26 protein-coding genes are annotated in these 24,531 nt (G+C 68.1%); 15 read left to right on the top strand and 11 right to left on the bottom strand.

Annotation, left to right across the window (positions count from 1 at the left end):
* Nucleotides 1-192: 192 nt before the first annotated feature.
* Nucleotides 193-1,263: a type III secretion system export apparatus subunit SctU gene (gene sctU / locus MC380_RS07240; protein WP_242102264.1), complete on the top strand. Its 1,071-nt coding sequence runs from the start codon at nt 193-195 to the stop codon at nt 1,261-1,263.
* Nucleotides 1,264-1,276: 13 nt separating this feature from the next.
* On the opposite strand, the gene sctT is transcribed toward sctU, so the two are convergent.
* The 6 genes from sctT to MC380_RS17890 are packed head-to-tail and all read right to left on the bottom strand — an operon-like array spanning nt 1,277 to nt 6,140.
* Nucleotides 1,277-2,059: a type III secretion system export apparatus subunit SctT gene (gene sctT, locus MC380_RS07235; protein WP_242102265.1), complete on the bottom strand. Its 783-nt coding sequence runs from the start codon at nt 2,057-2,059 to the stop codon at nt 1,277-1,279.
* Nucleotides 2,059-2,325: a type III secretion system export apparatus subunit SctS gene (gene sctS / locus MC380_RS07230; protein ID WP_242102266.1), complete on the bottom strand. Its 267-nt coding sequence runs from the start codon at nt 2,323-2,325 to the stop codon at nt 2,059-2,061. The genes sctT and sctS overlap by 1 nt, the downstream gene beginning before the upstream one ends.
* Before the next feature lie 10 nt (nt 2,326-2,335).
* Nucleotides 2,336-3,385: an EscR/YscR/HrcR family type III secretion system export apparatus protein gene (locus MC380_RS17895; RefSeq protein ID WP_277929891.1), complete on the bottom strand. Its 1,050-nt coding sequence runs from the start codon at nt 3,383-3,385 to the stop codon at nt 2,336-2,338.
* A 9-nt stretch (nt 3,386-3,394) separates the two neighbouring features.
* Nucleotides 3,395-4,486: a type III secretion system cytoplasmic ring protein SctQ gene (gene sctQ, locus MC380_RS07215; protein WP_242163910.1), complete on the bottom strand. Its 1,092-nt coding sequence runs from the start codon at nt 4,484-4,486 to the stop codon at nt 3,395-3,397.
* The gene (locus tag MC380_RS07210; protein WP_242102268.1) at nt 4,479-5,072 is read right to left on the bottom strand and encodes a response regulator; all 594 of its coding nucleotides are present in this window, start codon (nt 5,070-5,072) and stop codon (nt 4,479-4,481) included. The genes sctQ and MC380_RS07210 overlap by 8 nt, the downstream gene beginning before the upstream one ends.
* Nucleotides 5,073-5,075: 3 nt before the next feature.
* Entirely contained in the window at nt 5,076-6,140 is a 1,065-nt protein-coding gene (locus MC380_RS17890; protein WP_277929289.1) for an ATP-binding protein, read from the bottom strand.
* Nucleotides 6,141-6,218: 78 nt separating this feature from the next.
* Between MC380_RS17890 and MC380_RS07200 the strand changes: the two genes are divergently transcribed.
* From MC380_RS07200 to MC380_RS07140, 13 genes are all read left to right on the top strand, one after another.
* Nucleotides 6,219-6,695 (top strand): flagellar biosynthetic protein FliO, encoded by a 477-nt coding sequence (locus MC380_RS07200; RefSeq protein WP_242102269.1) that lies wholly within the window; start codon nt 6,219-6,221, stop codon nt 6,693-6,695.
* A 235-nt stretch (nt 6,696-6,930) separates the two neighbouring features.
* Nucleotides 6,931-8,979 carry a type III secretion system export apparatus subunit SctV gene (gene sctV, locus MC380_RS07195; RefSeq protein ID WP_242163908.1) on the top strand — a complete coding sequence of 683 codons (2,049 nt, stop codon included), beginning with the start codon at nt 6,931-6,933 and terminating at the stop codon, nt 8,977-8,979.
* Between the two features lie 40 nt (nt 8,980-9,019).
* The gene (sctD, locus tag MC380_RS07190) at nt 9,020-10,270 is read left to right on the top strand and encodes a type III secretion system inner membrane ring subunit SctD (RefSeq protein ID WP_242102271.1); all 1,251 of its coding nucleotides are present in this window, start codon (nt 9,020-9,022) and stop codon (nt 10,268-10,270) included.
* A 140-nt stretch (nt 10,271-10,410) separates the two neighbouring features.
* Nucleotides 10,411-10,746, top strand: coding sequence for a hypothetical protein (locus MC380_RS07185; protein WP_242102272.1), 336 nt, complete (start codon nt 10,411-10,413; stop codon nt 10,744-10,746).
* Between the two features lie 99 nt (nt 10,747-10,845).
* Entirely contained in the window at nt 10,846-11,262 is a 417-nt protein-coding gene (locus MC380_RS07180) for a hypothetical protein (protein WP_242102273.1), read from the top strand.
* Nucleotides 11,263-11,302: 40 nt separating this feature from the next.
* Nucleotides 11,303-12,112 (top strand): type III secretion inner membrane ring lipoprotein SctJ, encoded by an 810-nt coding sequence (gene sctJ, locus MC380_RS07175; RefSeq protein ID WP_242102274.1) that lies wholly within the window; start codon nt 11,303-11,305, stop codon nt 12,110-12,112.
* Between the two features lie 12 nt (nt 12,113-12,124).
* On the top strand, nt 12,125-12,754 hold the full coding sequence (locus MC380_RS07170) for a hypothetical protein (RefSeq protein ID WP_242102275.1): 630 nt from the start codon (nt 12,125-12,127) through the stop codon (nt 12,752-12,754).
* A 92-nt stretch (nt 12,755-12,846) separates the two neighbouring features.
* On the top strand, nt 12,847-13,470 hold the full coding sequence (locus MC380_RS07165) for a FliH/SctL family protein (protein WP_242102276.1): 624 nt from the start codon (nt 12,847-12,849) through the stop codon (nt 13,468-13,470).
* Nucleotides 13,467-14,849 carry a FliI/YscN family ATPase gene (locus tag MC380_RS07160; RefSeq protein WP_242163906.1) on the top strand — a complete coding sequence of 461 codons (1,383 nt, stop codon included), beginning with the start codon at nt 13,467-13,469 and terminating at the stop codon, nt 14,847-14,849. The genes MC380_RS07165 and MC380_RS07160 overlap by 4 nt, the downstream gene beginning before the upstream one ends.
* Nucleotides 14,846-15,343, top strand: a complete 498-nt coding sequence (locus MC380_RS07155; RefSeq protein ID WP_242102278.1) for a hypothetical protein — start codon at nt 14,846-14,848, stop codon at nt 15,341-15,343. The genes MC380_RS07160 and MC380_RS07155 overlap by 4 nt, the downstream gene beginning before the upstream one ends.
* 53 nt (nt 15,344-15,396) lie before the next feature.
* Nucleotides 15,397-16,083: a hypothetical protein gene (locus MC380_RS07150; RefSeq protein ID WP_242163904.1), complete on the top strand. Its 687-nt coding sequence runs from the start codon at nt 15,397-15,399 to the stop codon at nt 16,081-16,083.
* Nucleotides 16,084-16,348: 265 nt separating this feature from the next.
* Nucleotides 16,349-16,813: a hypothetical protein gene (locus MC380_RS07145; RefSeq protein WP_242102280.1), complete on the top strand. Its 465-nt coding sequence runs from the start codon at nt 16,349-16,351 to the stop codon at nt 16,811-16,813.
* A gap of 66 nt (nt 16,814-16,879) precedes the next feature.
* A complete protein-coding gene (locus MC380_RS07140) occupies nt 16,880-17,203 on the top strand; it encodes a hypothetical protein (protein ID WP_242102281.1) in 324 nt (107 codons plus the stop codon).
* Nucleotides 17,204-17,304: 101 nt separating this feature from the next.
* On the opposite strand, the gene MC380_RS07135 is transcribed toward MC380_RS07140, so the two are convergent.
* The 4 genes from MC380_RS07135 to MC380_RS07120 all read right to left on the bottom strand — a co-directional run bounded on the left by MC380_RS07135 (nt 17,305) and on the right by MC380_RS07120 (nt 21,735).
* Nucleotides 17,305-17,655: a hypothetical protein gene (locus MC380_RS07135; RefSeq protein ID WP_242163902.1), complete on the bottom strand. Its 351-nt coding sequence runs from the start codon at nt 17,653-17,655 to the stop codon at nt 17,305-17,307.
* Nucleotides 17,655-19,289 (bottom strand): hypothetical protein, encoded by a 1,635-nt coding sequence (locus tag MC380_RS07130; protein ID WP_242163900.1) that lies wholly within the window; start codon nt 19,287-19,289, stop codon nt 17,655-17,657. Before MC380_RS07130 ends, MC380_RS07135 begins: the two co-directional genes overlap by 1 nt.
* A gap of 2 nt (nt 19,290-19,291) precedes the next feature.
* Entirely contained in the window at nt 19,292-20,485 is a 1,194-nt protein-coding gene (locus tag MC380_RS07125; RefSeq protein WP_242163898.1) for a hypothetical protein, read from the bottom strand.
* A gap of 338 nt (nt 20,486-20,823) precedes the next feature.
* Nucleotides 20,824-21,735: a 5'-nucleotidase, lipoprotein e(P4) family gene (locus MC380_RS07120; RefSeq protein WP_242102285.1), complete on the bottom strand. Its 912-nt coding sequence runs from the start codon at nt 21,733-21,735 to the stop codon at nt 20,824-20,826.
* Nucleotides 21,736-21,808: 73 nt separating this feature from the next.
* On the opposite strand from MC380_RS07120, the gene MC380_RS07115 reads away from it, so the two are divergent.
* Entirely contained in the window at nt 21,809-22,486 is a 678-nt protein-coding gene (locus MC380_RS07115; RefSeq protein ID WP_242102286.1) for a DUF480 domain-containing protein, read from the top strand.
* Nucleotides 22,487-22,499: 13 nt separating this feature from the next.
* Here the strand turns inward: MC380_RS07115 and MC380_RS07110 are convergent, their stop codons facing one another.
* Entirely contained in the window at nt 22,500-24,491 is a 1,992-nt protein-coding gene (locus tag MC380_RS07110) for a UvrD-helicase domain-containing protein (RefSeq protein ID WP_242163896.1), read from the bottom strand.
* Between the last annotated feature and the right edge of the window lie 40 nt (nt 24,492-24,531).

Here is a 24,531-nt window from a genome sequence, read left to right as displayed (position 1 = left end):
ACGGCGTGAGTGCCAGACAGGCTGGAGGGAGACGACGCCGACTCTAGCGCCGCGCGCATGGGTCCACCACCTCGGGCCAACCCTAGGTCGGCGTGCCCATTCATGCGGGCCATTCACGCAGGTAAGGGCGACGCCAGCCTCGCGCGGTCGCATGCTAGCCTCGGGCGGGAACGGAGCAAGAGGCACCAGGTCATGGCGTCGAAGGACCAGGGCGCGGACAAGACCGAAAGACCTACCCCCAAACGCATCCGCGATGCGCGCAAGGAAGGCAACGTCAGCAAGAGTCGCGAACTGACCGCGACCGTGCTCACGCTCGGCTGGTTGGTCGGTGGCTGGCTGCTGATGGGCTTCATGTACTCCCGCCTCCAGGAGCTGTTCGACCAGAGCCTCAAGGCGATGCAGCTGCCGTTCCGGCAGGCGCTGCTGGAGACCTCCGCGATCGCCTTCCAGACCCTGCTCTGGCTCAGCCTTCCACTGCTGGGCCTGGCCGTGTTCCTGGGCCTGATCGTGGAATTCCTCCAGGTCGGTCCGATCGCGACCATGAAGAAGCTCACCCCCGACCTGGACAAGCTCAATCCGGTCGAAGGCATCAAGAAGATGTTCTCGCTCGACAACCTGGTCGAACTGGTCAAGTCGATCCTCAAGAGCGTCGCCCTGATCGGGATCGGCTGGTACGTGCTGTTGAAGATGATGCCCGACCTGCTGCTGCTGCCCTATGGCGCGCCTGCGCAGATGGGCAGCGCGATCTGGCACGCGCTCACCCGCATCACCCTGTGGACCATCGTGGTGTTCTTCTTCGTGTCGGCGCTGGACGTGTGGTACCAGAAGTTCTCCTACACCAAGCAGCTGCGCATGAGCCGGCGCGACATCCGGCAGGAAGTGAAGGAGAACGAAGGCGATCCCTACATCAAGTCGCGCCGCCGCCAGCTGCACCAGGAATGGGCCCAGCAGAACATGCTCAGCGCGGTGCGCGGCTCGAGCGTGGTGGTGACCAACCCCACCCACATCGCGGTGGCGCTGCAGTACGAACTCGGCGTCACCGACCTGCCGGTGGTGGTGGCCAAGGGCGAGGGCGACCTGGCCGAGCAGATCAAGCGCGCCGCCGAGGAAGCCGGCGTGCCGATCCTGCAGAACATCCCGCTGGCGCGCGGCCTCAACGAGAAGGTCGGGTTAGACGACTACGTCGACAGCGAGTTCTTCGACGCCGTGGCCGAGGTGCTGTACTGGGCCGAGAGCGTACGCCGCGAGCGCATCGACGGCTGATCGCGCCGCGGCGTCAGGAGAATGCTTTCTGCATGAGCTGCAGCAGGCCGCGATTGGTGTCGAGGCGATCGAGCAGGATTTCCGCGTAAACGCCGAGCAGCAGCAGGATCACGCCGGTCGCGATCCAGGCCTTGATCGGCAGGGTCAGCGCGAACACGTTGAGCTGCGGCGCATAGCGATTCACCAGTCCGAACGACAGGTCGACGATCAGCAGCAGCACCATCGCCGGCGCGGCCATGACCAGGACCGCGGTCATCATGTAGCTGAAATGGCCGACGAACAGCGCCATGCCCTGCGCATGCAGGGTCGGCCACCACTGGGTCACCGGCCACAGCGAGTAGCTCGACAGCAGCAGGTCCAGGAACACCAGGAACGCGCCGCTGGCCATGAACAGCCACATCGCGGCGCGCGAGAGGAAATCGCCGTGCACCGAGGTCTGGTGGCCCTGGATCGGGTCGAACACCGCGGCCATGCCCAGTCCGACCTGGGTATCGAGCACATTGCCGACCGCGCCGATCGCCCAGAACACGATGCCGAAACAGAATCCGATCGAGATGCCGATGAACAGTTCCTTCAGCACCACCGGCACCCATTGCAGCGCGTTGAGCGCATCGACCGGGATTCCGGCCATCGAGATCGGCAGCGCGACGATTGCCAGGCTCACCATGAAGCTGTTGCGCACCATCGCCGGCACGGTTTCGGCGGTCAGCAACGGCAGCATCAGGAACGCGCCGGCGATCCGGGGCAGGGTCAGCCCCAGCGCCATCATCACGTCGCCGACGGTGTCGAACGGCATCAGCGTCTGATCAGGCCGGGGAATTCGACGAAGATCTTGTCGGCGTAGGTGTACAGCGTTCCGCCGATCAGCGCGCCGGTGACGAACAGGGTGATCACGATCACCGTGAACTTGATCGCATAGGCGAACGTCTGCTCCTGGAGCTGGGTCGCGGCCTGCAGGAAGGCGACCGCCAGTCCCACCAGCGCGGCGGCCGCGATCGGCGGCCCCGACAGGATCAGGGTCAGCATCAGCGCCTGCTTGGTGAGTTCGAGTACGGTTTCCATGCGCCAGCCCTCAGGTTCCGTACGTCAGCACCAGGCCGTGCACCAGCTTGGCCCAGCCGTCGATCAGCACGAACAACAGCAGCTTGAACGGCAGCGACACCGTGGTCGGCGACATCATCATCATGCCCAGCGCCAGCAGGATGTTGGACACCACCAGGTCGATGATCAGGAACGGCAGATAGATCAAAAAGCCGATCTGGAACGCGGCCGTCAGCTCGCTCACGGTGAATGCGGGCACGACCACGATGAAGTCGTTGACCGTGATCTCGCCGCGCGAGGCCGGCGGCAGCAGGCGCTGCGCGCTGCGCAGGAAGAACGCGCGCTCGGCATCGCTGGAATGCTGGATCAGGAACTTGCGCAGCGGCTCCTTGCCGGCTTCGACCATGGCCATCAGCCGGTTCATGTCGAACTTGCCGCCGCCGGTGAGCGAGAGCTGGCTGATCGGCGTGGTGCGCGCCGGCACCATCACCGTGGTGCGTGCGGCGGTGGATCCGGGCACCGGAGCCGGCGATGCCGTGACCGGTGTCGCGTCGGGCGAGCCCTGCACGTTCGCGAACAGCGGTCCACGCGCGGTCGGCGCGGCGGGTGCAGCCGGGGCAGCGCCCTGTGCGGCGGCTTCGGCCGCCTGTGCGTCGGCCGCCGCTGGCGAGGCAGGCGCCGGATCGTCGGGCGCACGCGTGGGCGAGGGTGGCGGGCCGGGCGGTTGCTGCGACGTTCCGGTCGCAGGCGCCTGCGGTGCCGCCGCCGCCGCGCCCGCGCCCGCTGCCGGCAGCGTGGCGCCCTGGGTTCCGGAGGCCGAGGTCGTTACCGGCGGCAGACCGTTCACCGCCGCGGTGGTGTCCAGGATCACCGGATACATCACGTAGATCGACAGCACGATCGCCAGGCCGTTGATCACCACGTTCGGCGGCACCTGCTGCAGGCCCAGCGCATTGCGCAGCAGGCTCAGCACGACCACGATCTTGGTGAACGAGGTCACCATCACCGCCACGAACGGCGCCAGCGCCAGCGCGACGACGGTGACGAGAACCAGGGCGGGCGAGAAGTTGCTGAAGTCCATGTCGGGTTCTCAGCTCCAGGAAACCAGGCGCACGCCCAGGGTGTCGCCCACCGCGACCAGTTCGCCGCGTCCGCTGGCCCGCCCGTTGGCGCGGATGGTGACGTTGGCGCCTTCGACAAAGGCCGGCAGCGGGAACACATAGCCCGGTTGCAGCCCCGCCAGTTCGCCGACCGTCAGTTCCAGTCGGCCGAGCTCGAACTCCACCAGCACCGGCAGGCTGCGGGTCGCTGCGTCACCGGCATCCTGCGGGGTGGCGCCGTCGGCGGCTGCGTCATCGTGTTCGGTCATGGCGGATCTCTCCAGCAAAGTGGGTAGGGTCTGCATCGGGCCAGTGACCCGGCAGCCATCGTGGTTGGAGGCCAGCGGCCAGCGGCGCCCGTTGGTGTCTGCGTATAGCGGCGGCGGCTGCGTGCGGCTGCCCAGCACGATCACATCGCCCGGGCGCAGACCGGTCCAATCGGCCGCAGTCAGGCGCGGCCCGGGGCAGGTCACCGAGACGGGGGCGGGCAGGTCGCGCCAAAGCGCGAGCGGAGGCTGCGGGTTGTCCGGATCGAGCGGCTCGGCGCGCCCAAGCAAGCGGGTCAGCCATGCCACCGGCACGAGCAGTTCGCCGCTCTGGTAATGGGCGGTCGCGCCCGCTTCGGGTTCGTACATGTCCTCGATGCTGAAGCTCAGCCACACCGCATCGTCGCTGGCAGTCGGCGGCGCCTGTTCGGTCAGCTCGGCCACCGGGAGCAAAGGTGCCCCAAGGGCTTCGCTCAGCTGCACCAGGGTCTGCTCGTGCGCGAGACTCCAGGCGAGCAGGCGCGAACGCCCGCTGTAGTCGCTCCATTGGGGCGATGTGCCGGTGCTGGCGTGGCTGCGGTCCAGGCGCACCGCCAGGCGCGTGCCGTCTGCGTCGAGTTCGAACACCCCGCCCGCGCCGCCGGGCCTGCGCAGCGGCGCCAGTGCCAGCATCCGCTCGCTCTGCAGCGGCCAGCACACCTGGCTGGCGAACAGCTGGCGTAGCGCCTCCGCCTGGGACCCACGCAGCGAGGGAATGCGTCCGCGCAGTGAAGCGCCCGCAGGCGCGGCGACGGCGCCAGAGCGCTGCTTACCCATTCAAGGCCACCTTCATCAGCTCGGGAACCGAGCGCACCCCCAGCTTGTGCATCATGTTGGCGCGGTGCAGTTCCACCGTCTTGATGCTGATGCCGAGGATGTCGGCGATGATCTTGTTCGGCTTGCTCGCCACCACCAGGTCGAGCACCTGCTTCTCGCGTGGACTCAGCTTGGCCAGCAGCGCCGCACCGCCACTGCCGCCGTTGCGCGCGTTCGCCAGTGCGACCTCGACCGCTTCGGTCAGCGCCTCGTCACTGAAGGGCTTTTCGAGGAAGTTGGAAGCGCCCTTGCGCATGGCCTCCACGGCCAGCGGAACGTCCCCGTGCGCGGTCACGAACACCAGTGGAATCCGGATCCCGCGCCGGAGCAGTTCTTCCTGCAGCTGCAACCCGCTCATCTGCGGCATGCGGATGTCGGAAACCAGGCAGTGTTCGCCCTCATGGCGCGCCGCGGAATACGCGTCCAGGAATTCGGACCCGGATGGGAACGGGCGGACCGCATAGCCAGCGGTTTCCAGCAGCCAAGCGGTGGAATCGCGAAAACCATCGTTGTCGTCCACCAGAAACACGGTTGCTTTTTCGGCCATGGCTCATGCCCTCCCTTGCGCCAGCGGCAGCGTGAACCCGAACACGCTGCCGCCGCCATCGCGTGGCTCGAAAAACAGGCGGCCTTCGTGATATTCGATGATCGAACGGCAGATCGCCAGTCCGATGCCCAGGCCATCGCTCTTGGTGGTGAAGAATGGCGAGAATACCTGCCCCTGCTGTTCCGGACTCAATCCGGCACCGCGATCGAGCACGCGCAGTTCCACTTCGCCATCGAGGGTGCGCCGCCCCTCGATGCGCAGCGCGCGCTTGGTCGCGGGGATCTCGCGCATCGCTTCGATCGCGTTCTTGACCAGGTTCAGCAACACCTGTTCCACCATCACCTTGTCGGCGTACACCGCCGGCAGGCCTGCTGCCAGCGCGACCTCGATGCGCAGTTGCAGGCGCTCGGCTTCCAGGCGCAACAGTTCGACCACGGTCGCGACGATCGCGGCGATGTCCTGCGCGTCGCGTCGCGGTTCGCGCGCGCGCACGAATTCGCGCACCCGCGAAATCACCGCCGCGGCGTGCTCGGCCTGGGTGCGCGCCGCGCCCAGCGCGCGCGCCACCTGCGCCGGCCCGCCGGCCTGGTCGACCAGGCGCAGGCTGCCGTTGAGGTAATTCATGATCGCCGCCAACGGCTGGTTGAGTTCGTGGGCCAGGGTCGCGGCCATCTCGCCCACGGACATCATCCGCGAGGTGAACAACAGCTTCTCCTGCTGGTGGGTGCGCGAATCCAGCGCCTCGATCCGCTCGCTGATGTCGGTGGCGGTCAACACGTCGGCGTCCGCTGTCCGACCCCAGTGCAGGCTGTACCAGCGCCCGTTGCGGGGGGAGCGCACCTCGCTGGAGGCCACCGGATCGGCTGCGGGCAGCGCCGCCAGCAGGGCGGCGCGATCGGCATAGGGCAGGCCGTCGAACTCGGCCTGGAAGCGGGCGTTGGCGGCGAGCAGCGCGCCGGTGGCGGTGGCGTAGGCGGCGGTGGCCGAGGGCAGCGCCTCGAGCAGCCCGGTCAGCGCATCGGACCCGGTGCGGGCCGTCGCTGCATCGGTGGGCCGGGTTGCCGGCATCAGCGCCCGCCTGCCGGTCGTCTGCCGACCATGCGCCGGCTGTTAACGTGGCACCGCCTCCGTTCCCCAGACCCGGTCATGTCGAAGCCCCCCTTCTCCGCCATTGCATTGTTCATTGGTTCTGTGACCGCGCCAGTCGCCGCCCAGACACAATCCACCGTCGCGGAACCCGTGTCCTTTGTCGGCGAACTGGTATCGATCGTGGTGCCATTGGCGTTCATCATCCTTGTATTGATCACGGTCTTGCATCTAGCCCGGCGCCGTTACGGGATCAGCGGTCAGGACGCGCCGCTGTCGGTGGTGCAGGTCCTGGCGCTGGGCCCGCGTGAGCGGATCGTACTGGTCAGGACCCGCACCGGCCGGGTGTTTGCCGTCGGCGTCGGCGCCCAGTCCGTCACCCTATTGACCGACCTGGACCCTGCCGAGCTGACCCCGAAGAGCCCGCCCGAAAGCGATCCGGATGCAGCCACCGCCCGGCCAAAGGTGTTCGGCCGCTCGTTAATCCCCCGTGACCTGTTCGGCAGCCAGCGTCGGGGACCAGGGGCGCCACCCTGACGCTGTCACAAACTTTTTGCGTCGCACCAACACCATCTTCACCGTTGCCATGGTTGGCTTTTGTATCGTAATTTGCCACTTTGTGACGCATGAGGTCAGGGGGCCGTGCCACAATCCACGCCAGTTTGGGGTACCGACCCCTCCGCAGTTTCACTGGCTCCCTGCCTTAACCCGTTGAATCCGTTCGCTGGCGCTGCCCCGATGGGCGGTGCTTCCGCCCGCCGAGGTCGCCTGGATGCGTGAATTGATCGGCTCGCTGCTCGCGCCCCCGACGGGCGCCGCCCCGCGCCCGCGGGTGGGCTACAACGACATCGTCCTGGCGGTGGGCGCGGTGCTGATCATCGGCGTGATGATCCTGCCGCTGCCAATGGTGGTGCTCGACGCCCTGGTGGCGATGAACATCGCGATTGGCTTCGGCCTGCTGATGCTGTCGATCTACATCCCCACGCCGGTGGCGTTCTCCAGTTTCCCCAGCGTGCTCCTGCTGACCACGCTGTTCCGGCTCTCGATCTCGATCGCGATCACCCGCTCGATCCTGCTCCACGCCGAAGCTGGGCATATCGTCGAGACCTTCGGCAAGATGGTTGCCGGCGGCAACCTGGTGGTCGGCCTGGTGGTGTTCCTGATCATCACCGTGGTCCAGTTCATCGTCATCGCCAAGGGCGCCGAGCGCGTGGCCGAGGTCGCGGCGCGCTTCACCCTCGACGCGATGCCCGGCAAGCAGCTGTCGATCGACTCGGACCTGCGCGCCAACCTGATCGACAAGGACGAGGCGCGGCGCAAGCGCCGGCTGCTGGAAACCGAGAGCCAGCTGCACGGCAGCCTGGACGGTGCGATGAAGTTCGTGAAGGGCGACGCCATCGCCGGCATCGTGATCATCCTGGTCAACCTGCTCGGCGGCCTGGCGATCGGCGTGCTGCAGAAGGACATGTCGCTGGCGGATGCGACCCATACCTACAGCATCCTGACCATCGGCGACGGCCTGGTGTCGCAGATTCCGGCGATCCTCAGCACCATCGCCGCCGGCCTGGTGGTCACGCGCACCACCGGCGAGATCGACGACCGCCATCTGGGCGATGCGATCGGGCGACAGATCTCCGGCCAGCCCCGGGTGGTGCTGATCGTCGGCATCCTGGCGGTGCTGCTGGCCTTCGTGCGCGGCTTCCCGACCATGGTGTTCCTGGTGCTCGGCGGCGGCCTGCTGACCCTGGCCGCCTGGCGTTATCGACATCAGTTCGATTCGCTGCGCAGGGTGTTCCGGGTCAGTGCCGCGGAAATGACCGAAGCGCACAAGCCCGTCGATGCCGACGACCTTGCGCCGCCGGCGCCGCTGCGCCTGGAGCTTTCCCCGGCGCTGGCCGCAGCGCTTGGCGAAGTTCCACTGCAGGCGCGGATCAAGGACGTGGTCACCGCCCTGCGCGAGGAATACGGCGTGCCGGTGGCCCTGCCGGTCACCAAGATCGTGTCCGGACTGGCGGACGACGAGTACCGCCTGACCGCGTTCGGTGCGCGCATCGCCTCCGGGCGCCTGCGCACCGATGCGCAGCTACGCCCCGCGCGCGTGACCGCCGCGGGCAACAAGCTGCCCGGATTCTTCCCGCCGCTGACCGGCGACTGGGTGGCCGAAGCCGGCCCGGACACGCTGGATGCGGGCGAGACCCTGGCCGCGCACACGCGCGCCGCATTGCAGCGCAGGCTCGGCAGCTTCATCGGCATCCAGGAAACCGCCAACCTGTTCGGACGCATGCAGCGCGACTATCCGGACCTGGTCAAGGAGATGCTGCGCGTGGTGGCGCCGCAGCGCGTCGCGGACGTATTGCGACGGCTCGCGGAGGAAGGCATCCCGGTGCGCAACCTGCGCGACGCGTTCGAGGCGATCACCGACGTCGGCGGGCGCGAGAAGGACGTAGTCCTGCTCACCGAATATGTGCGCGTGGCGCTCAAGCGCGAGATCGCCGACCGCTATGCCGATGCCGAGCGCAGCCTGCACGTGCTGCTCATCCATCCGGAACTGGAGGACAAGCTGCGCCAGTCGGTACGCGTGGCCGGCGGCGCCAGCCAGCTGGCGATCGCGCCCGAACTCGCCGCGCGGCTCAGCGCCGAAGTGCGTTCGCACCTGGCGCGCCAGCCCGAAGGCGTGCACCCGGTGCTGCTGTGTTCGCTCGACGTGCGCCGCCACCTGCGCAAGCTGCTGGAAGTGGATTTCTTCGACCTGCCGGTGCTGTCCTACCAGGAACTCGCGCCGGACCTGCGCATCGTCCAGGCGGGGCAGATCAATGCTTGAACACGAGAACGCGAGCGCGCCTTCCGGAGACTCGAGCCACATGAATGCTCCGCATGCGAACCCAGCCGGACCAGCCGCGCCCAAGGTGCTGCGCATCGTCGCCGGGCTGCACGCCGGCGCGAGCCGCAGCCTGGGCGAGCAGGAAATGCTGGTCGTCGGCAGCGGCGACGATTGCGACATCGTGCTCGCCGATACCGGCGTGGCCGCACACCACGCGCTGATCACCCTGGTCGGCGGCAGCTTCACCCTGCGCGCACTCGACGCGCCGGTCCGGATCGAAGGCAAACCCCTGCACCCGGGGGATCCGGCTGAAATCCGCCCAATGCAGCGCATCGATCTGGGCGAAGCCGCGATCGCCTTTGGCGGCAACGACGAAGCCGCGTGGGATGCGCTGTTCCCCGCCATCGCCGATCCCGCACGTAAGCAACGCGCACGCCCGTTCCTGCGCCGGCTGCCGATGATCGCAGCGGTCGCGGTGCTGGCGCTGGCGGCGGTGGCGGTCATCGCGTCCCTGCTTCCGCGCAGCAACGATCAGGTCGACGTGCAGGCGTATCTGCAGGCGCTGATTCCGCAGTACCAGATCTCGCAGGCCAGGGTCGGAAGCGACGTCAACGGTGTCCCGGTGCTGTCGGGCACCGTCGACAGCGACGCGGCGCGCAGCCGGGTCCAGCAGCAGCTGCGCGACGCGGGCATCAACGCCAGCCTCGCGCTGCGCACTGGCGAAGACTTGGCGCGCGACGTGCGCGAGGTGTTCCGCATGGCGGGCATCGCCGTCGGCACGCGTTACATCGGCGAGAACACCGTGCAGATCGAAGGCACGGTCGACCAGGCGCAGTTCGAGAAAGTGCTCGCATCGCGCGCGCTGGCCGACGTCGGCGTCAAGGTGGTGCCCGGCGAACAGCTGGCCGCCGCCTCGCCCGATGGCAAGGCCGACGATGAAAAGGCCGCGGTCGCAGCGCTCCCGCCGGTTGACATCGTCGCGGTCGTGCGCGGACGCGAACCATACGTGGTCGATGCCAACGGCGAGCAGTATCCCGATGGCACGGTGATCCCGGGCCACGGCAAGCTGATTGGCATCGGCAGCAAGATCTATGTGGAAGGCCCGGGCGGCGAGATCAAGCAGATCCGGCCGATCACGGCTGCCGAACTGGCCGCGCGCGCGGCGGCTTCGGATTTCAGCAATGTCGTCGGCAGTCCGGATGCGACATCGAACATGAATACGGACGCGCCGCAACAGGCGGTTAACAGATCGCAGGAGAAGATCCCTGCACCGGTCTCGAGCAAGCAGTAGTACGCCGCTTCAGCATGAGCGGTTTCATTCGCAACTTTCTTGTAGTAAGCAACGAGTAAGACTAGCGGTAAGACGGACGCGGTAAGGTGCCAACACGGCGGCGGTAGCCGCCTCACTAATCCAGGAAAGGAGTAGGGGTCATGAGCAATGTCAACAACGACGGCGTGCTGAGCTACATCGGTGCGGTGGGCGCCGGTAGCACCATGAATTCGGGTTCGTCGCGCTCGGGATCGTCCTCGGGCAGCAGCAACAGCTGGTTCGAAGCCATGTCGCGCGCCTGGGGTTCGCGTCTCGACGCACAGGCCTCGCGCATCACCGAGTTGTCCGATGCGATCGGATCGAGCGGCAACGACCAGCCTTCCAACATGGTCGCGCTCACCGCCGAAAGCCTGCGCATGCAGTTCCTGTCGCAGAACGCAGCCACCTCGCAGAACTCCGTCGCCCAGGCGCTCGAATCCCTGAGCAAGCGCCAGTAAGGACAGGAACCGGGTGCCTGCCTCGCGCCGCTGTCGTGGCGCGTCGCAGGCCAGGGTGACCCACGCCGGCGCAGCCGCGCTGGTACAAGGAGTTAGGTCATGATCGAAGCCATTACCGCCGCGGGGCTCGAACCCGCGCAGGCAGCCACCACCTCGTCCGCGGCCAGTTCGCCGCAGGCCTCGCACAACGACATCCGCGATTTCGCTGCTGCGATGGAGCGCAATGGCGCGGTGCAGGCCAATGCGCCAACCGAAGCCGGGGCGATCCAGGCTGCGCAGAAGCCGTCGGAAGGAATGCGCAATGTGCTCGCCGCGTTCGACCGCCTCAATGGCGGCGCCGACGGGATCCGCGCGCTGGCCGACAAGCTGGCCGCGAACCCGGCCGATGCATCGCCGAGTCAGATCATCCAGATGACCATGCAGTGCCATCAGTTCATGTTCCAGTGCGAACTGACCTCGAACGTGGCCAACCGCACGTCCGATGGCATCCAGCAGCTGTTCCGTCAGCAATCCTGACGGCGGCCGCGGCATTGATGGGATCAGGGGAGAAGTTCGCATGCGAGGGTTGAAGGATCGACGCGCGGCAACACCAACGTGGTGGCGCGCAGCGCTGTCCGGTGCGCTGGTGTGCTTGTTGTTGGCCGCCTGCGGCCGCACCGCGCTGTACAGCAATCTGGACGAGCAGCAGGCCAACGAACTGATGGCGGCCCTGCTCGGCGCCGGCATCGGTGCGGAGAAGAGCCAGACCTCGCTGCAGTCCGGCACCGGCTGGGAGATTCGAGTCGGCCAGGGCGACTTCCCCAGGGCCATGCAGGTGCTCGCCGCGCACCGCCTGCCGCGCGAACGCTACGTGTCGATGTGCGAAACCTTCAAGAAGGAAGGTTTCGCTTCGTCGGCGATCGAGGAACGCGCGCGCTACCAGTGCAGCCTGCAACAGGAAATCGCGCGCACCCTGTCGGGAATCCCGGGCGTCGCCGAAGCGCGCGTGCATATCGCGTTGCCGGAACGCGACCCGCTGGGTAACGAAACCAACGATTCCTCGGCGGCGGTCACCATCTACGAGCAGCCCGGCGCCAATGTGCGCGACCGCGAGACCGACATCAAGGTCACGGTCAAGGACAGCGTCGAAGGCCTGGACGACCCCAACAAGGTCACGGTGAAGTTCTACACGCTCGGCGGTCCGCAGGCCTCGCGTGCGCCGGCGGATGCGCGCATGTCCGTCGCCGGCTTCAGTCCGCTGGCGATCGGCATCGCCGCCGGGGTGGTCGCGGTGCTCACGCTGGTACTCGCCCTGTTCGGACGGATGCGTTCGCGCACGGCGGCTGCCGCCGCGCAAGCCGCCAGCGGACGGGTCTGGAACGGATAGGGTCGCCTTGCGGTGTCGTTGCCGACTGTTCTTGCCGAGATCGACCCCGGCTGGTTTGGCGCGGGCACCGATGACGCCGTCGACCCGGGACTGATTGCGCGTGCGCGTGCAAGCGCACTGGGTGAACGGATATTGGGTCGCTGGCTGGCGTCGGGTCCTGGGGCGGCCTTGCTGGCCCCCACCCCACAACGCGAGATCGGCCGGGTGTCGGTGCGTTGGCCGCGCGGGCGCCTGGGTCCGTTCCTGCGCGACCTGGGGGTGCTGGCGATGGCGCCGGTGATCCGCGCCGAAGTCGGGCGCGATGCGGTGCGCCGCCTCAAGCAGGCGCTGGGCAACAGCTATCTGCTGGCGCTGGACCGCACGGTGTGGGATGGCCGTGCTCCGCTCGACGCCGTCACGGCCATGGGCGGACGATTGAAGACCGCGCTCTCCGGCGATGCGGCGGGTCACGCGCTGTTGTACGCGCTGTTCGACCGGCAGGGCCGCAGCGAGCTGTGGGCCTGGGCGCAGGACAACGATCGCGCCCTGGGCGAGTGGGCTGCCCTGCTGCACCCGCGCGAGGACCGGCTTGCCGTGGTCCTGCCGCCTGCGCAGGTGCAGATGCTGCACGACCACCATCTCAAGCGCGAAGCCAGCGCGTGAAATCTCCCGACACAGGCAGCCGCATGCCCGAGCCCAGCGCCCCCGCTGTCCCGCCTGCATCCGCTTCCGCCCGTAACATGGGCGGAGTCGCGGTGTTCGAACGTCGTCAGTTCGAACGCGCCGCCGCCGGCAAGATCATCCGCGCGCGCGAATGGGAACGGCTCGGCCAGCTGGACGCGCTGCTCGCGCGTGCAAATGCGCTCTACACCGAAGCCGGGGCCGAGATCGCGCAGGCGCGCGAACGCGGCCACGCCGCCGGATTCGCCGAAGGCTTCGCCCGGGCGCAGCAGCAGATGGCCGAACAGCTGGCTGCACTCAACGAACGGCGCGCGCGGGTACTGGGCGAGGCCAGCGGGCGCATCAGCGAGCTGGCCTGCGCCATCGTCGCGCGGATCGCGCCTGGGTTCGACGCGCAGACGGTGGTGCCGCCGCTGGTGATGCAGGCGGTGGAGGCCGCGCAGGCCGAGCAGTTCCTGCTGATCCGCGTGCATCCTTCGGTACGCGACGAAGTGGGCGCGGGCCTGTCCGCCGTGCGCCAGGCGCACCCGGGCGTGGGCGTGATCGAGCTGGTCGACGATGAAAGCCTCGATCCGCTGAGCTGCGTGGTGATGTCCGAAGCGGGCGAAGTCCGCGCCGGCGTCGCCCAGCAGATCGAAGCGATCCGCCAGGCGTTGGCCGCCGCCAGTTCGAGCACGGCTCCGGTCGCGCGCGCATGAGCAAGCCAACGGCGCTTCCCGACGTGGACCTGTCGCTGCCCGCCGATGCAGCGCCCGATCCGCTGCTGGCCGCGCTGGGCAGGGTCCGCAGGATCGAGCGCATCGGCAAGGTGGTCGAGGCCTACGGCACCCTGATCCGCGCGACCGGGCTGAAGGCCGCGATCGGCGAGTTGTGCGAGCTGCGCAATCCCGCCGACAGCGGCGATCCGCATTTCCGGCTGGCGGCCGAAGTCGTGGGTGTGTCGCGCCAGCATGCCGTGCTCACCCCGCTGGGCGCGCTCGACGGGGTTTCGCCCGCGACCGAGGTGTACGCCACCGGCCGCCAGGCGACGGTGCGCGCCGGCGATGGCCTGCTCGGCCGCGTCCTGGATGCGCATGGCGAGCCGATCGACGGCAAGGGGCCGATCGCGGTGCCCGGCGGCCCGCCCGTGGAGGACATGCCGATCTATGCGGCCTCGCCCCACCCGCTGTCGCGCAACCTGATCGATGCGCCCTTCGCCACCGGCGTGCGCGCCATCGACACGGTGATGACCGCCGGCGTCGGCCAGCGCATCGGCATCTTCGCGGTGGCCGGCGGTGGCAAGAGCACCCTGCTGGGGATGCTCGCGCGCGGCGCCTCGGCCGACGTCAACGTGATCGCCCTGGTCGGAGAGCGCGGACGTGAGGTCAACGAATTCATCCGCGACAACCTGGGCGAAAAGGGCATGGCGAAGTCGGTGATCGTGGTCGCCACTTCCGATCGCCCTGCGCTCGAGCGCAGCCGCGCGGCCTGGGTCGCCACCGCCATCGCCGAACATTTCCGCGACCGCGGCAAGCGGGTCATGCTGCTGGTCGATTCGGTGACCCGCTTCGCGCGCGCGTTGCGCGACGTGGGCCTGGCGGTCGGCGAGCCGCCGGCGCGGCGCGGTTTCCCTCCTTCGGTCTTCACCGCGCTGCCGCGGCTGTTCGAGCGCGCCGGCAACAACGACAAGGGCTCGATCACCGCGTTCTACACCGTGCTGATGGAAGGCGAGGAGGGCGATGATCCGATCGTCGAGGAAGTACGCTCGATCCTCGACGGCCACATCGTGCTGTCGCGCAAGCTCGCCGCGGCCTACCACTACCCCGCCATCGATGTGCTCACGTCCTTGAGCCGCACCATGCCGCGCGTGGTCGAGGAGCCGCAGCTGCGCGCCGCCGGTCAGCTGCGCAAATACCTGGCCAAGCATCAGGACATCGAATTGTTGCTGCAGTTGGGCGAGTACAAGAAGGGCAGCGATCCCGAAGCGGACATCGCGATCCAGAAAATCGAGCCCATCCGCAAGCTGCTGCAGCAACCCTCTGGCGACATCGCCGACTTCGGCGAGTCCGTCGCCGCCTTACGCAAGCTCTTCGCATGAGCCTGCGCAAGCGCTTTCCGCTGGAAACCCTGGTCCGGCTGCGCGAGCACCGCACCGAGTCCGCGCGCCTGGTGCTGATGGAGAAACAGCGCCAGACCCAGGCGTGCCGCGACCAGTGCACCCGGATCGACGGCGAGATCCAGACCCTGCAGCGCGACCGCGCCCACCAGCGCGCGCAGCTGCTCGCGCCGCCGCCACCGGGCATGGCATGGCCGGCTGCGCTGGAACAGCGCGAGCGTCATGTCGACCATCTGGCCGAACTCGCCGTGGCGGCGCAGGAACGATTGAAACAGGCGCAATTCGCGCTGCGACAGGCCGAACAGGCCCAGGACGAGGCGCGCACCGCCTACTTCCGTGCCCGCGCCCGGCAAGAGGCGCTGGAGCAGCGGCGCGAGGTCTGGCGCAGGGAACAGCGCGGTTACGAAGCCCGTCGCGAGGAAGCCGCCGCCGAGGACCTGCTGATCGGTAGGCGCCCATCCCTCATCCATTCGTAATGTTTCGCAGGCCATGATCGGCCGCGGCAGGAAGCCGTCGAAGGAGCAGTCCCATGAGCATCCAGCGCACCCAGTCAACCCAGGCCGAAAACGCCATGCGCGAAGTCGACAAGCCGCGCGATCAGGTGCGCGAGCAGGTGCGCGAGCAACCCAAGACCGAGCTGGTCGACCGCTTCCAGACCCTGATGCAGAACCGCGCCGAGGGTAGGGAGCCACGCGTGCAAACAGGACTCGAGAGCGGCGAAGCGGCGCAACCCGACGCGCAGGCCGATACCAGCCAGGTCACGACCGACCAGGCCGTGCTGCGCAAGGGCGAGCATGAGGACGGGGGCCAGCAACAGGCCGGGGGAGACAGCCTGCAGCCCGCGGAACTCGCCGCGCTCTACCAGGCCCAGGTCATGGCCCGGGAAGTTACTGTTGCCCTGCCACCCGCCGCCCCGCAGGCCCATGCCAACCCGCAGGCGTTGGCCGACATGCTCGAACGCCATGTCCGCCAGCTCGCCGTCAGCCCCAACGGGGTCGATCACGAGCGCGGTCAGGTCCTGCTGCGCCTGAACGACAACACCCTGCCCGGCACAGATCTGCTGCTCAGCCGCACCGACCGCGGCTGGCTGCTGCGCGCCGACGTCCGTTCCCGCGGCAGCTTCGACGCCATCCAGCAGGCCGCGCCGCAGCTGGCAGAGCGGTTCGCCTCGCGCAACCTCGGCACCCTGGAAATCGACCCGCATTTCCATGGATGAGGCGTCCGGCGCGCGCAATGGACATCACATGCAAACCCTAGGGCGCGCCCTAGTGTTGCGCGCGCAGAGCGCCACCTACACTCGTTTGCAACGATGCGCCGGTGCCAGGCCATCGGCCCACACAGGGGAATAACGGCCACTCATGTCCACGCGCCGCACACCGCTACGCAAGCGACCTTCGGACCAGGCTGCTATCGCCGCCCAGCCACCAGCGGCTGCGGCTCCGTCCGGGGCGGATGAGGCCGAGGGCGCGATTGAGCGAGAAGTGCGGGCCAAGCTGCTCGGCATGTTCGAGGACGCGCTGCGCGAAGAATCGGACATGGATCGCGATGGCGTCGAGTTCCTGCTGGGCCATTTCCGCGAAGCGGTCGAACAGGCATCGCTGGCGCCGACGCTGGACCAACCCAAGCCCGACCGTGCCGAATGGATCCGCACGCTCGATGCCTTGATTGGCCAGAACGTGCTCAGCGAGGACGAACGCAATGCACTGGTCAGGCAGCTGGATGCGGCGATCGATCCGCTGCAGCAGCCCGACGCGCAGGTCGCGATGGAGTTCGCCCGGCGCGTGCAGCGCGATGGCGAAACCAAGGCCCTGGAGTGGCTGCGCGAACAGCGCGCGGCCTCGGCTGCGGATGCGGTTGATCCGGCCAAGTCCAAGGCGCCGTTGCTGCCAGGGCGCGAGTCGATTACCCGTTCACGCTCGCGCAGGTTGCGCGGCCCTCCACAGTAATCCTGAAGTCCCGGAAACAAGCGCTTTTCAAACGGAACGACAGAGCATTCACTACGGAGAACAGCCATGAGCGAGATCAATTGGAACCAGGTCATTTCCGACATCCAGCTGCGCGATGCGCGCGAGAACAGCGGTACCGAGGATGCACGCGCGGCCAAGCGCGGCGCGGGCTGGCTGGAAGCCTTCGCGATTGCGATGGGCAAGCTGATCGAGAAGCAGGGTAATGCGCTGATGCGCACGGCGGAGAGCATCGGCGACAAGCCGTCCGCCGCGGATTCGACCAAGCTGACGGTCGAGAGCCAGATGTATTCGATGTTCATCCAGGCAGTCAGCACTGCACTGAAGTCGATGGGCGAGGGTCAGACCGCGATGGCCCGCAAGAGCGGCTGACCGTGCAGGAAGGGCGCTCCGCCTGTGCGCGGGGCGCCATGCTGCAAGCAAGCACAGACGACCCCGGAACCGGGGTCGTCTTTTTGTGGCCCTTGAGCTCGTTATTCGATACGGCGATAGCGGTTGCGCAACTCGGCTACCCGACTCCGCAACCAGGTATCGGCCTGGATCTGACCGTCACGCACGACACGCTGGCGGTATTCGAGCTGGAGATCGGCCATCAAGCGGTCGAAGTCCTGCTGCGAGATCGTGCCGGATTCGACCGGCTTGCGGTCCTGCCGCGTGCGCTCGTCCCCCTCCCGCTGCTCGCCGCGATGGCGCATGACATTGGCCTGGTGGTAGGCGCCGACGGCATCGACCATCGGTGCTTCCTGCGAATTGGCAGCCGGCAGCCACGCCGCGAGGAGCAGGTATACGATCAGTCGCGGCAGGCGCATGGTCGGCGAAGCCATCACGACGTCACCGATCGTTTGGCCAGGTAGCGTCCCAGCCACCACGATGCGACTACCGCCACAGCACCTACGAGCAGGGCATAGGCGCCTACGGCTGGCGCGCCGGCGTCGTCGAACAGCCTCCCCCGGCTGGGGATCATCGCGATGATTGCGATGGCGAGCGCTCCGTAGGCCACAACGGTCAAGGTCCAGAACACCCATTGCAACGACATGGCGTCGGGTCGACTTTCCGCGCGGCGCTTGCGGGCGCCGGGAACCAAAGCGAGCAGCCAGCTCAACGGCTGCTCCGCGCCACGCTTGGCGCCGCGATGGTGCCGACGCAGAAAGCCGGCCAGCGTGTGACCAGCGGGCGCCAGCAGCGCATCCCCACGCACCTGCGACGCATTTTCGGCACCGGAAGCGACGGGAACGACGTTCTGGCCGGGTTGCGCACCGACCGCAGGGATCAGCGGGTTGGCGACCATGGTCAAGCCGGCGAGCTGCGGCATGACCTGGTTGGCCGCCAGTTCCGGGCGCGCCTGCGCAGGCTGCACGGCTTGCGATGGAAGCGACTGTTGCGGCGTGAACCCGCGCGGGTCCGCCGCAGCGAGCGCAGGACGCGCATCCTGCACGCGGTGGCTACCGACGGTCGCCTCCGCCGCGCGCGGGTTGAGCTGCTGCTGGGGGGCCTGTTCACCCATCTGCCGGTTTCCCGCCTGCTGCGATGCAAACTGCGCGGTCGCCTGCTGGATGGAGAAGCCCGCCGCATGTGCGGCGCCCTGGGGCGCGGCTTGTGCCATCGCATGCTGCGCGGTGAGGCCGCCATGGGCCGCAAGACTGGTGGTCTGCTGGGATGTCGGCCCATCGCTGCGCGACTGTATGGGGTTGTTGGAGGCGTACTGCGAGCCATCCTGACGCAGCGCGCCTTGAACTTCGCCGCCGCGCTGCAGGGGGCTGCCGGGCACCGGATTGGATTGCGTTCGCTCCGCGCGATGGGCGTCGCCATGGCTCTCGCGCGGCATGGCAACGCCCTGGGTCGTGTCGGCACGAAGGGTTTCCCCGCCCGTGGTCCGAGGCATGGCGTTCGTGCTGTTGGCCGGCTCCACGCGCGCGCCTTCGCCGCTGAAGACACGTTGGATCATCGGACTATGGGTGCTGTCGGCGGGCGCCAGGTTTTGCACGTTGCGCGCCGCGGGCTCCAGGCTCGGGCCAACGCCGTGGCCATAAGCATGGCCCGGTGGGATGCCGCCGTGCCCGACGGCGTTGCCCATCGATGCGTTGCCGGACTGTCCGTAGGTGCTCAGCGGCGCGGAGCTGTCGGTCGTCGCGGCTCCGGGTCCAGGCGACGCGGACATCGTGGCGCTGCTGCGATCGAGGGCCGGGGAATTGGGGGTAGCGGTCGCCCATTGTTCCACGCGGGCCTGCACATCGGACGGCTGGTTGCGGACGATGTCGTTCATTACCGACTGCGGGATGTTCGACAGGTCCACATCGACCTGTTGCAGGGCTTCGCCCAGCGTGACACGCGGGTCGTTCTTCATCAGGTCGAATGCGGATTCCAGCCGCTGCGCGTCGAGCTGGCTTTGCCAGCCTCCTTTGTGGGGTCCGTTTTCCAGCAGCTTCCCGATCGGCGAATTGTGCGGTCCGAAGCCCATCGTCAACTCCTGTTGTGTGCTTGCTTCGCGGCGCCGGACAGGCGCCTGCCTACCCACCACGATGCTGCCGCGGCGAGTGCGCCGATGATCAGGGCATAGGCACCGTAGCCGGGTCTGCCGGCGCCGTCGCTCAACCCGCCCCCGCTGGGGATCATGGCGACGATCGCCACCGCGAGCGCGCCGTACGCGATGACGGTCAGGATCCAGAACAGCCACTGGAAGGAAGTGCTGCTGTCTTCGCCTTCGGCGCGACGTCTGCGCCGGCCAGGCAGCAGGGCCAGCAATGCATCGGCAGGATGCTGGCGGGGCAGGCCTGCGCCACGCTTGCCGGTATCGCGTCGGAGACTGCCGGCCAGGGTATGGCCAGCGGGGGCAAGCTGGTTTTCCCGTGCCTGGGCGCCGTCGGCACCGCGCGCCAGCGGGGCCTGCGCATTCGGTGCGACGACGGTGCCTTGTGGCGCCGACAGGATGGTTGCTCCCGCAGCTTGCGGAAGGACCTGGGCAGGAAGCGCGTCGGCGCGGCCCTGCGGAGCCAGGATGGCCTGCTGCGGGAGGGCCTGGAGCATCGGTCCCTGCGGGCGTTCGGGATTCAGGACGGGACCGGCTGCATCCATGCGCACCGCGGCCGAAGCCTCGCCGACGCGCGCGCCCTGAAGCACCTGGCCGTCGAACTGCGCCCTGTCGCCGGCGACTGGCACCGCACCCGGTTGCGCGGCGATCGTGCCGCTGGCCCGGACGACAGCAGAGGGAACCGTCGCATCGCCCCTGGCCAAGGCCTGCGCAGCGCTTGCCTGTTCGCCGCGCAGCGCCGCATTGCCCTGCGGCATGGCGGTGCTGTCGGCCCGAAGTCCTGCCGGGTCGGCACCGGGGCCAGGACCATCGGCCTTGGTCCGGTCCACGCCGAACTGGTCCAGGACCTCGCGCAGGGCGGGCGGCAGACCTTCGGTCGTTCCGGCCAGCTGGCGCTGATGACCGGGCGACAGGTCTGCGATTTGTTCGGCCAGACGGCCCGGGTAGAGATCCGAGGCAGACAGGTCGCCGGCATCGATGGCGTCCTGCACCGCCTGTTCGAAACTCACCCCAGGAAGCATGCGATCCAGGATCGCTTCCAGAGCGGAGCCGTCGACACGTCCGAGCGCAAGCCCATGGCCCTGCGCGGTCGGCGGCAGGCTGCTGTTGCTGATGGGATCGGCCATGGCCGCGCTCCGGACGCACCTGATCGAAGCCTAGTGCCGTCCGGACTCGTTCGCATCTGGGGCGTGCCCTAGGGGGCGCGTGCCGCAGGCAAAAAAAGGAGGCCGTCAGGCCTCCTTCAAGAGTCCGGCTCGCGCCGGATGGACAGTGCACACATGGTGCGGTTGTGGCATGGCTCCGGCGAGGCCGGACGCCAACAGGCTAGCGAAGACCAGAACTTAAAGCAATACGCGAAATGAGCGCATTTAAGTGATTGATTTTTGGAGTCGCTGGAAACCTGTAAACCGAAACTTTGTGGCGGTTTAGAGGGAGTTGGCAGGTTTTGCCTGCAATTTCGCTGCTAGTTGGCGAGATTCAGCGCTTCCCGCTTGGCCTGCCGCCGGGCTGCACGCGGCTGGGTCCAGTCGTTGTTGAAGATCGCAGGCTCCCACGAGCCGTAGGTGGGGTTGGGCAGCATCCACCAGCGTTCTCCGAACCAGTCGCGATATTCGTCCAGGAGTTGCTGGCGGCCGGCCGGGGTATTGGCCAGGATCTCGGCGAAATCGCCCAGCTGATCGCCGAACTGCATCAGCACCCGGTAATGTTGGCCGGCCAGGCGTCGGCGGCAGTTCTTTTCGCTGCCGTTCTGCTCGCAACCGGGCACGACCGTTCCCAGCCCCAAGAACACGCTGTCGTCCTTCACCGGCAGGCCCGCGGTGCGCAGGTTTTCCAAGGTTGCTGCCTGCAGGTGCTCGGCGCGGTTGGAGAGATAGAGCAGGGTAATGCCCTGTGCGGTCGCAGCCTTGGCGAAGTCGACCACCCCGGGGACCGGCTTGGCCTTCTTCTCGGCGACCCAGCGGTCCCAGCTGACTTCGTTGTACTCGCGGCCTTCGCGCACCAGGCGCGCCTGGTAGGGAGAGTTGTCGAGCACGGTTTCATCCACATCCAGGATCACCGCAGGCGGCAGGCCGCTCGCGGGATTGCCGCGCTCGCCCGGCACCAGCGCGTCCCAGTGCGGCTCGGCCAGGGCCACATCGAGCTTGTCGGCGGCGGCGCGATACAGGGTCTGGGTCACGGCCCGGTATTCGGCCGAACCCTGGACCCAGAGCACGGCGTTGAGGTTGTCGTCGGGCGCGGCGGCGTCGGCGGTGGTCGCGGCGCCGGTGGGAACTGCCACGGCTGGTGCCGGCGCGGGATCGCTGCGCCTGCAACCGACCGATGCCAACGTCAATGCCGCGACCAACAGCAACGGCGTGGATGCCAACCGACGCATCATGCGCTCCCGACTTGAAGTGGCGGCGAGTGTATCGGACGCTAATCGGCCGCCGATGACAGGATCGCTTCCAATGCATACCGATGCACACAGTCCGGCGGAGCTGCCGCAGCTGAGCGCGCAGCAGGCGCGCGTGCTGGGCTGCCTGATCGAGAAGGAAGCCACCACGCCCGAGGCCTATCCGCTCACGGTCAACGCGGCGCAGGCGGCCGCGAACCAGAAAACCGCGCGCGAACCGCTGATGGCGCTCGATCCGGGCGAAGTGCAGCACGCGCTGCGCCGGCTCGAGGAGCTCGGCCTGGCGAAACAGACCTTCTCCTCGCGCGCCGATCGTTATGCACAACTGGCGATGCCGGCGCTCGGACTCACCCGGCAGCAGACCGCCCTGCTCGGACTGCTGCTGTTGCGCGGACCGCAGACGGCGCACGAACTGCTCGCGCGCAGCGAGCGCATGGCCCCGTTCGAGAGTGTCGAGGATGTGCGGCATCACCTCGGCCGCCTGGCCCAGCGCGAGCCCGCGCTGGTCGTGCAGCTCGCGCGCGCCAGTGGCCAGCGCGAGGAACGCTATATGCATCTGCTGTGCGGGCCGGTGGCGGCCGATGCCCATGGATCGCGCGCGGTCCATCCCGTCGCCACCGCGGCTGCAGAGCAGACGCAATCGCTCGCGCAACGCGTGCAGGCGCTCGAGCAGGAAGTCGCAGCGCTGCGCGACCGGCTTGCCCGGCTGGAAGAATCGTCGGGCGAGACTTAAGGTCTCCGCGCCGCTATGCGTCGAGCAGTGCCTTGATCGCCGCGAAACCGGCGCTCGCACGCTCCTGCCTGCGTTCGGCGTCGGCCGCCGGATCGGCGCCGTCGCGCTGCAATTCCGCAGCCGGAAGTTCATCCAGGAACCGGGACGGTTTCAGCCGCAGCTTGTTGCCCCAGCGGTTGGCTTCGCGCGCATAGGACAGCCACAGCTGTTCCTTGGCGCGGGTCATGCCGACGTAGAGCAGGCGGCGCTCCTCGTCGAGTCGTCCCTCGTCGACGCTGGCCTCGTGCGGCAGGGTGTTGTCGTCCATGCCGACGATGAACACGAAGCGGAATTCCAGACCCTTGGCCGCATGCAGGCTCATCAGCCGCACCTGGTTGCCGGCATCGCCCTTGTCGGCATGCGAGAGCAGGGCGAGCGAGGCGGCGAGCTCGCCCGGGCCGGCGCCACGGGCACGGTTGTCGTGCGCATGTTCGAACCAGTCGGCCAGCTCGTCGAGGTTACCGCGGCGCAGTGCGAACAGCGCATCGCTCTTGCATTCGGCGCGCAGCGCGGCCACCAGCCCGCTGCGCTCGTTGAGCTGGCGCACGAGTTCGGCCGCTGGCAGGCGCGACGCGTCGCTGCGCAGGCCGCGCACGATGTCGATGAACCCACTCAGCCCGTTCGCCGCGCGCGGCGGCAGCTGCTTGAGCACGCCCATCGATTCGGCGGCGCGCGACAGCGGCAGATGCAGACCCTGGGCGATCTCGGCGAGCCTGGCCAGGGTGGTCGCCCCCACTTCGCGGCGCGGAGATTGCACCGCGCGCAGGAAGGCGGTGTCGTCCTCCGGATTGGCGAGCAGGCGCAGCCAGGCCAGCGCATCCTTCACCTCGCCGCGGTCGAGGAAGGCGGTGCCGCCGCTGAGGTGGTAGGGCACGCGCAGCAGCTGCAGCGCCTTCTCCAGCGCGCGGCTCTGATGGTTGCCGCGGAACAGCACGCAGAAATCGCTCCACGGCGCGGCATGCTTCTGCTGCAGGAAATGGATCTCGGACGCGACTTTCTCAGCTTCGTGGGTCGCTTCGTTGCATTCCCACACCCGGATGCGCGCGCCGTCGGCGTTGGCGCTCCACAGCTGCTTGGGATGTTCGTGCGGGTTGTGCGCGATCAGGGCATTGGCCGCGCGCAGCACCCGGTTGCTGCAGCGGTAGTTCTGTTCGAGCTTGACGACCTTCAGCGCCGGATAGTCCCGCGCAAGCTGCGACAGGTTTTCCGGATTGGCGCCGCGCCAGGCGTAGATGCTCTGGTCGTCGTCGCCCACGCAGGTGAAGTTGCCCGCCGGTCCGGCGATCGCCCTGAGCATCCGGTACTGCGCGTCGTTGGTGTCCTGGCACTCGTCCACCAGCAGGTAGCCGATGCGCTCGCGCCAGGCCAGTGCGCAATCGGCGTCGCGCTCGAGCAGTTCGACGGGCAGGCGGATCAGGTCGTCGAAATCCACCGCATTGAACGCCGCCAGCCGTGCCTGGTAACGGGCGTACAGCGCCGCGGCCTCGCGCTCGCGCGCCGAACGCGCGGCTTCCTGCGCCTGCTCCAGGCCCAGGCAGGCGTTCTTCGCGCGCGAAATCAGCCCCTGCGCGGCCTGGACCGCATCGGGCTTGGCGCCGGGCATCAGATCCTTGAGCTGGGCGAGCGTGTCGTCGGCGTCGAAGATCGAGAAGCCGCGCCGCAACCCGACCTGGGCGTGTTCGATCTGCAGGAACTTCAGCCCCAGCGCGTGGAAGGTGCAGATCGTCAGGCCTTCGGCCGCGTCGCCGCGGATCCGGCGCGCGACGCGCTCGCGCATTTCCTTGGCGGCCTTGTTGGTGAAGGTGATCGCGGCGATGCGCCTGGCCGGATAGCGTCCCGACCGGATCAGATGCGCGATCTTCTCCACGATCACCCGGGTCTTGCCGCTGCCCGCGCCGGCCAGCACCAGGACGGGGCCATCGATCTGGACAAGTGCGGCGGATTGCTGGGGGTTGAGGCCGTGCATGCGGACTTCCGGAGCGAGGCGCAAGTTTACAGACGTGTCC

This window comes from Lysobacter sp. M15 (assembly GCF_022662515.1).
Classification (GTDB): Bacteria; Pseudomonadota; Gammaproteobacteria; order Xanthomonadales; family Xanthomonadaceae; genus JAKPBU01.
This window is presented reverse-complemented; position numbering and strand designations above follow the sequence as displayed.

Coding starts and splice junctions, on each gene's coding strand:
- sctU (WP_242102264.1), top strand. CDS start 193: ATGGCGTCGAAGGACCAGGGCGCGGACAAGACCGAAAGACCTACCCCC.
- sctT (WP_242102265.1), bottom strand. CDS start 2,059: ATGCCGTTCGACACCGTCGGCGACGTGATGATGGCGCTGGGGCTGACC.
- sctS (WP_242102266.1), bottom strand. CDS start 2,325: ATGGAAACCGTACTCGAACTCACCAAGCAGGCGCTGATGCTGACCCTG.
- MC380_RS17895 (WP_277929891.1), bottom strand. CDS start 3,385: ATGGACTTCAGCAACTTCTCGCCCGCCCTGGTTCTCGTCACCGTCGTC.
- sctQ (WP_242163910.1), bottom strand. CDS start 4,486: ATGGGTAAGCAGCGCTCTGGCGCCGTCGCCGCGCCTGCGGGCGCTTCA.
- MC380_RS07210 (WP_242102268.1), bottom strand. CDS start 5,072: ATGGCCGAAAAAGCAACCGTGTTTCTGGTGGACGACAACGATGGTTTT.
- MC380_RS17890 (WP_277929289.1), bottom strand. CDS start 6,140: ATGCCGGCAACCCGGCCCACCGATGCAGCGACGGCCCGCACCGGGTCC.
- MC380_RS07200 (WP_242102269.1), top strand. CDS start 6,219: ATGTCGAAGCCCCCCTTCTCCGCCATTGCATTGTTCATTGGTTCTGTG.
- sctV (WP_242163908.1), top strand. CDS start 6,931: ATGCGTGAATTGATCGGCTCGCTGCTCGCGCCCCCGACGGGCGCCGCC.
- sctD (WP_242102271.1), top strand. CDS start 9,020: ATGAATGCTCCGCATGCGAACCCAGCCGGACCAGCCGCGCCCAAGGTG.
- MC380_RS07185 (WP_242102272.1), top strand. CDS start 10,411: ATGAGCAATGTCAACAACGACGGCGTGCTGAGCTACATCGGTGCGGTG.
- MC380_RS07180 (WP_242102273.1), top strand. CDS start 10,846: ATGATCGAAGCCATTACCGCCGCGGGGCTCGAACCCGCGCAGGCAGCC.
- sctJ (WP_242102274.1), top strand. CDS start 11,303: ATGCGAGGGTTGAAGGATCGACGCGCGGCAACACCAACGTGGTGGCGC.
- MC380_RS07160 (WP_242163906.1), top strand. CDS start 13,467: ATGAGCAAGCCAACGGCGCTTCCCGACGTGGACCTGTCGCTGCCCGCC.
- MC380_RS07155 (WP_242102278.1), top strand. CDS start 14,846: ATGAGCCTGCGCAAGCGCTTTCCGCTGGAAACCCTGGTCCGGCTGCGC.
- MC380_RS07150 (WP_242163904.1), top strand. CDS start 15,397: ATGAGCATCCAGCGCACCCAGTCAACCCAGGCCGAAAACGCCATGCGC.
- MC380_RS07140 (WP_242102281.1), top strand. CDS start 16,880: ATGAGCGAGATCAATTGGAACCAGGTCATTTCCGACATCCAGCTGCGC.
- MC380_RS07135 (WP_242163902.1), bottom strand. CDS start 17,655: ATGGCTTCGCCGACCATGCGCCTGCCGCGACTGATCGTATACCTGCTC.
- MC380_RS07130 (WP_242163900.1), bottom strand. CDS start 19,289: ATGGGCTTCGGACCGCACAATTCGCCGATCGGGAAGCTGCTGGAAAAC.
- MC380_RS07125 (WP_242163898.1), bottom strand. CDS start 20,485: ATGGCCGATCCCATCAGCAACAGCAGCCTGCCGCCGACCGCGCAGGGC.
- MC380_RS07120 (WP_242102285.1), bottom strand. CDS start 21,735: ATGCGTCGGTTGGCATCCACGCCGTTGCTGTTGGTCGCGGCATTGACG.
- MC380_RS07115 (WP_242102286.1), top strand. CDS start 21,809: ATGCATACCGATGCACACAGTCCGGCGGAGCTGCCGCAGCTGAGCGCG.
- MC380_RS07110 (WP_242163896.1), bottom strand. CDS start 24,491: ATGCACGGCCTCAACCCCCAGCAATCCGCCGCACTTGTCCAGATCGAT.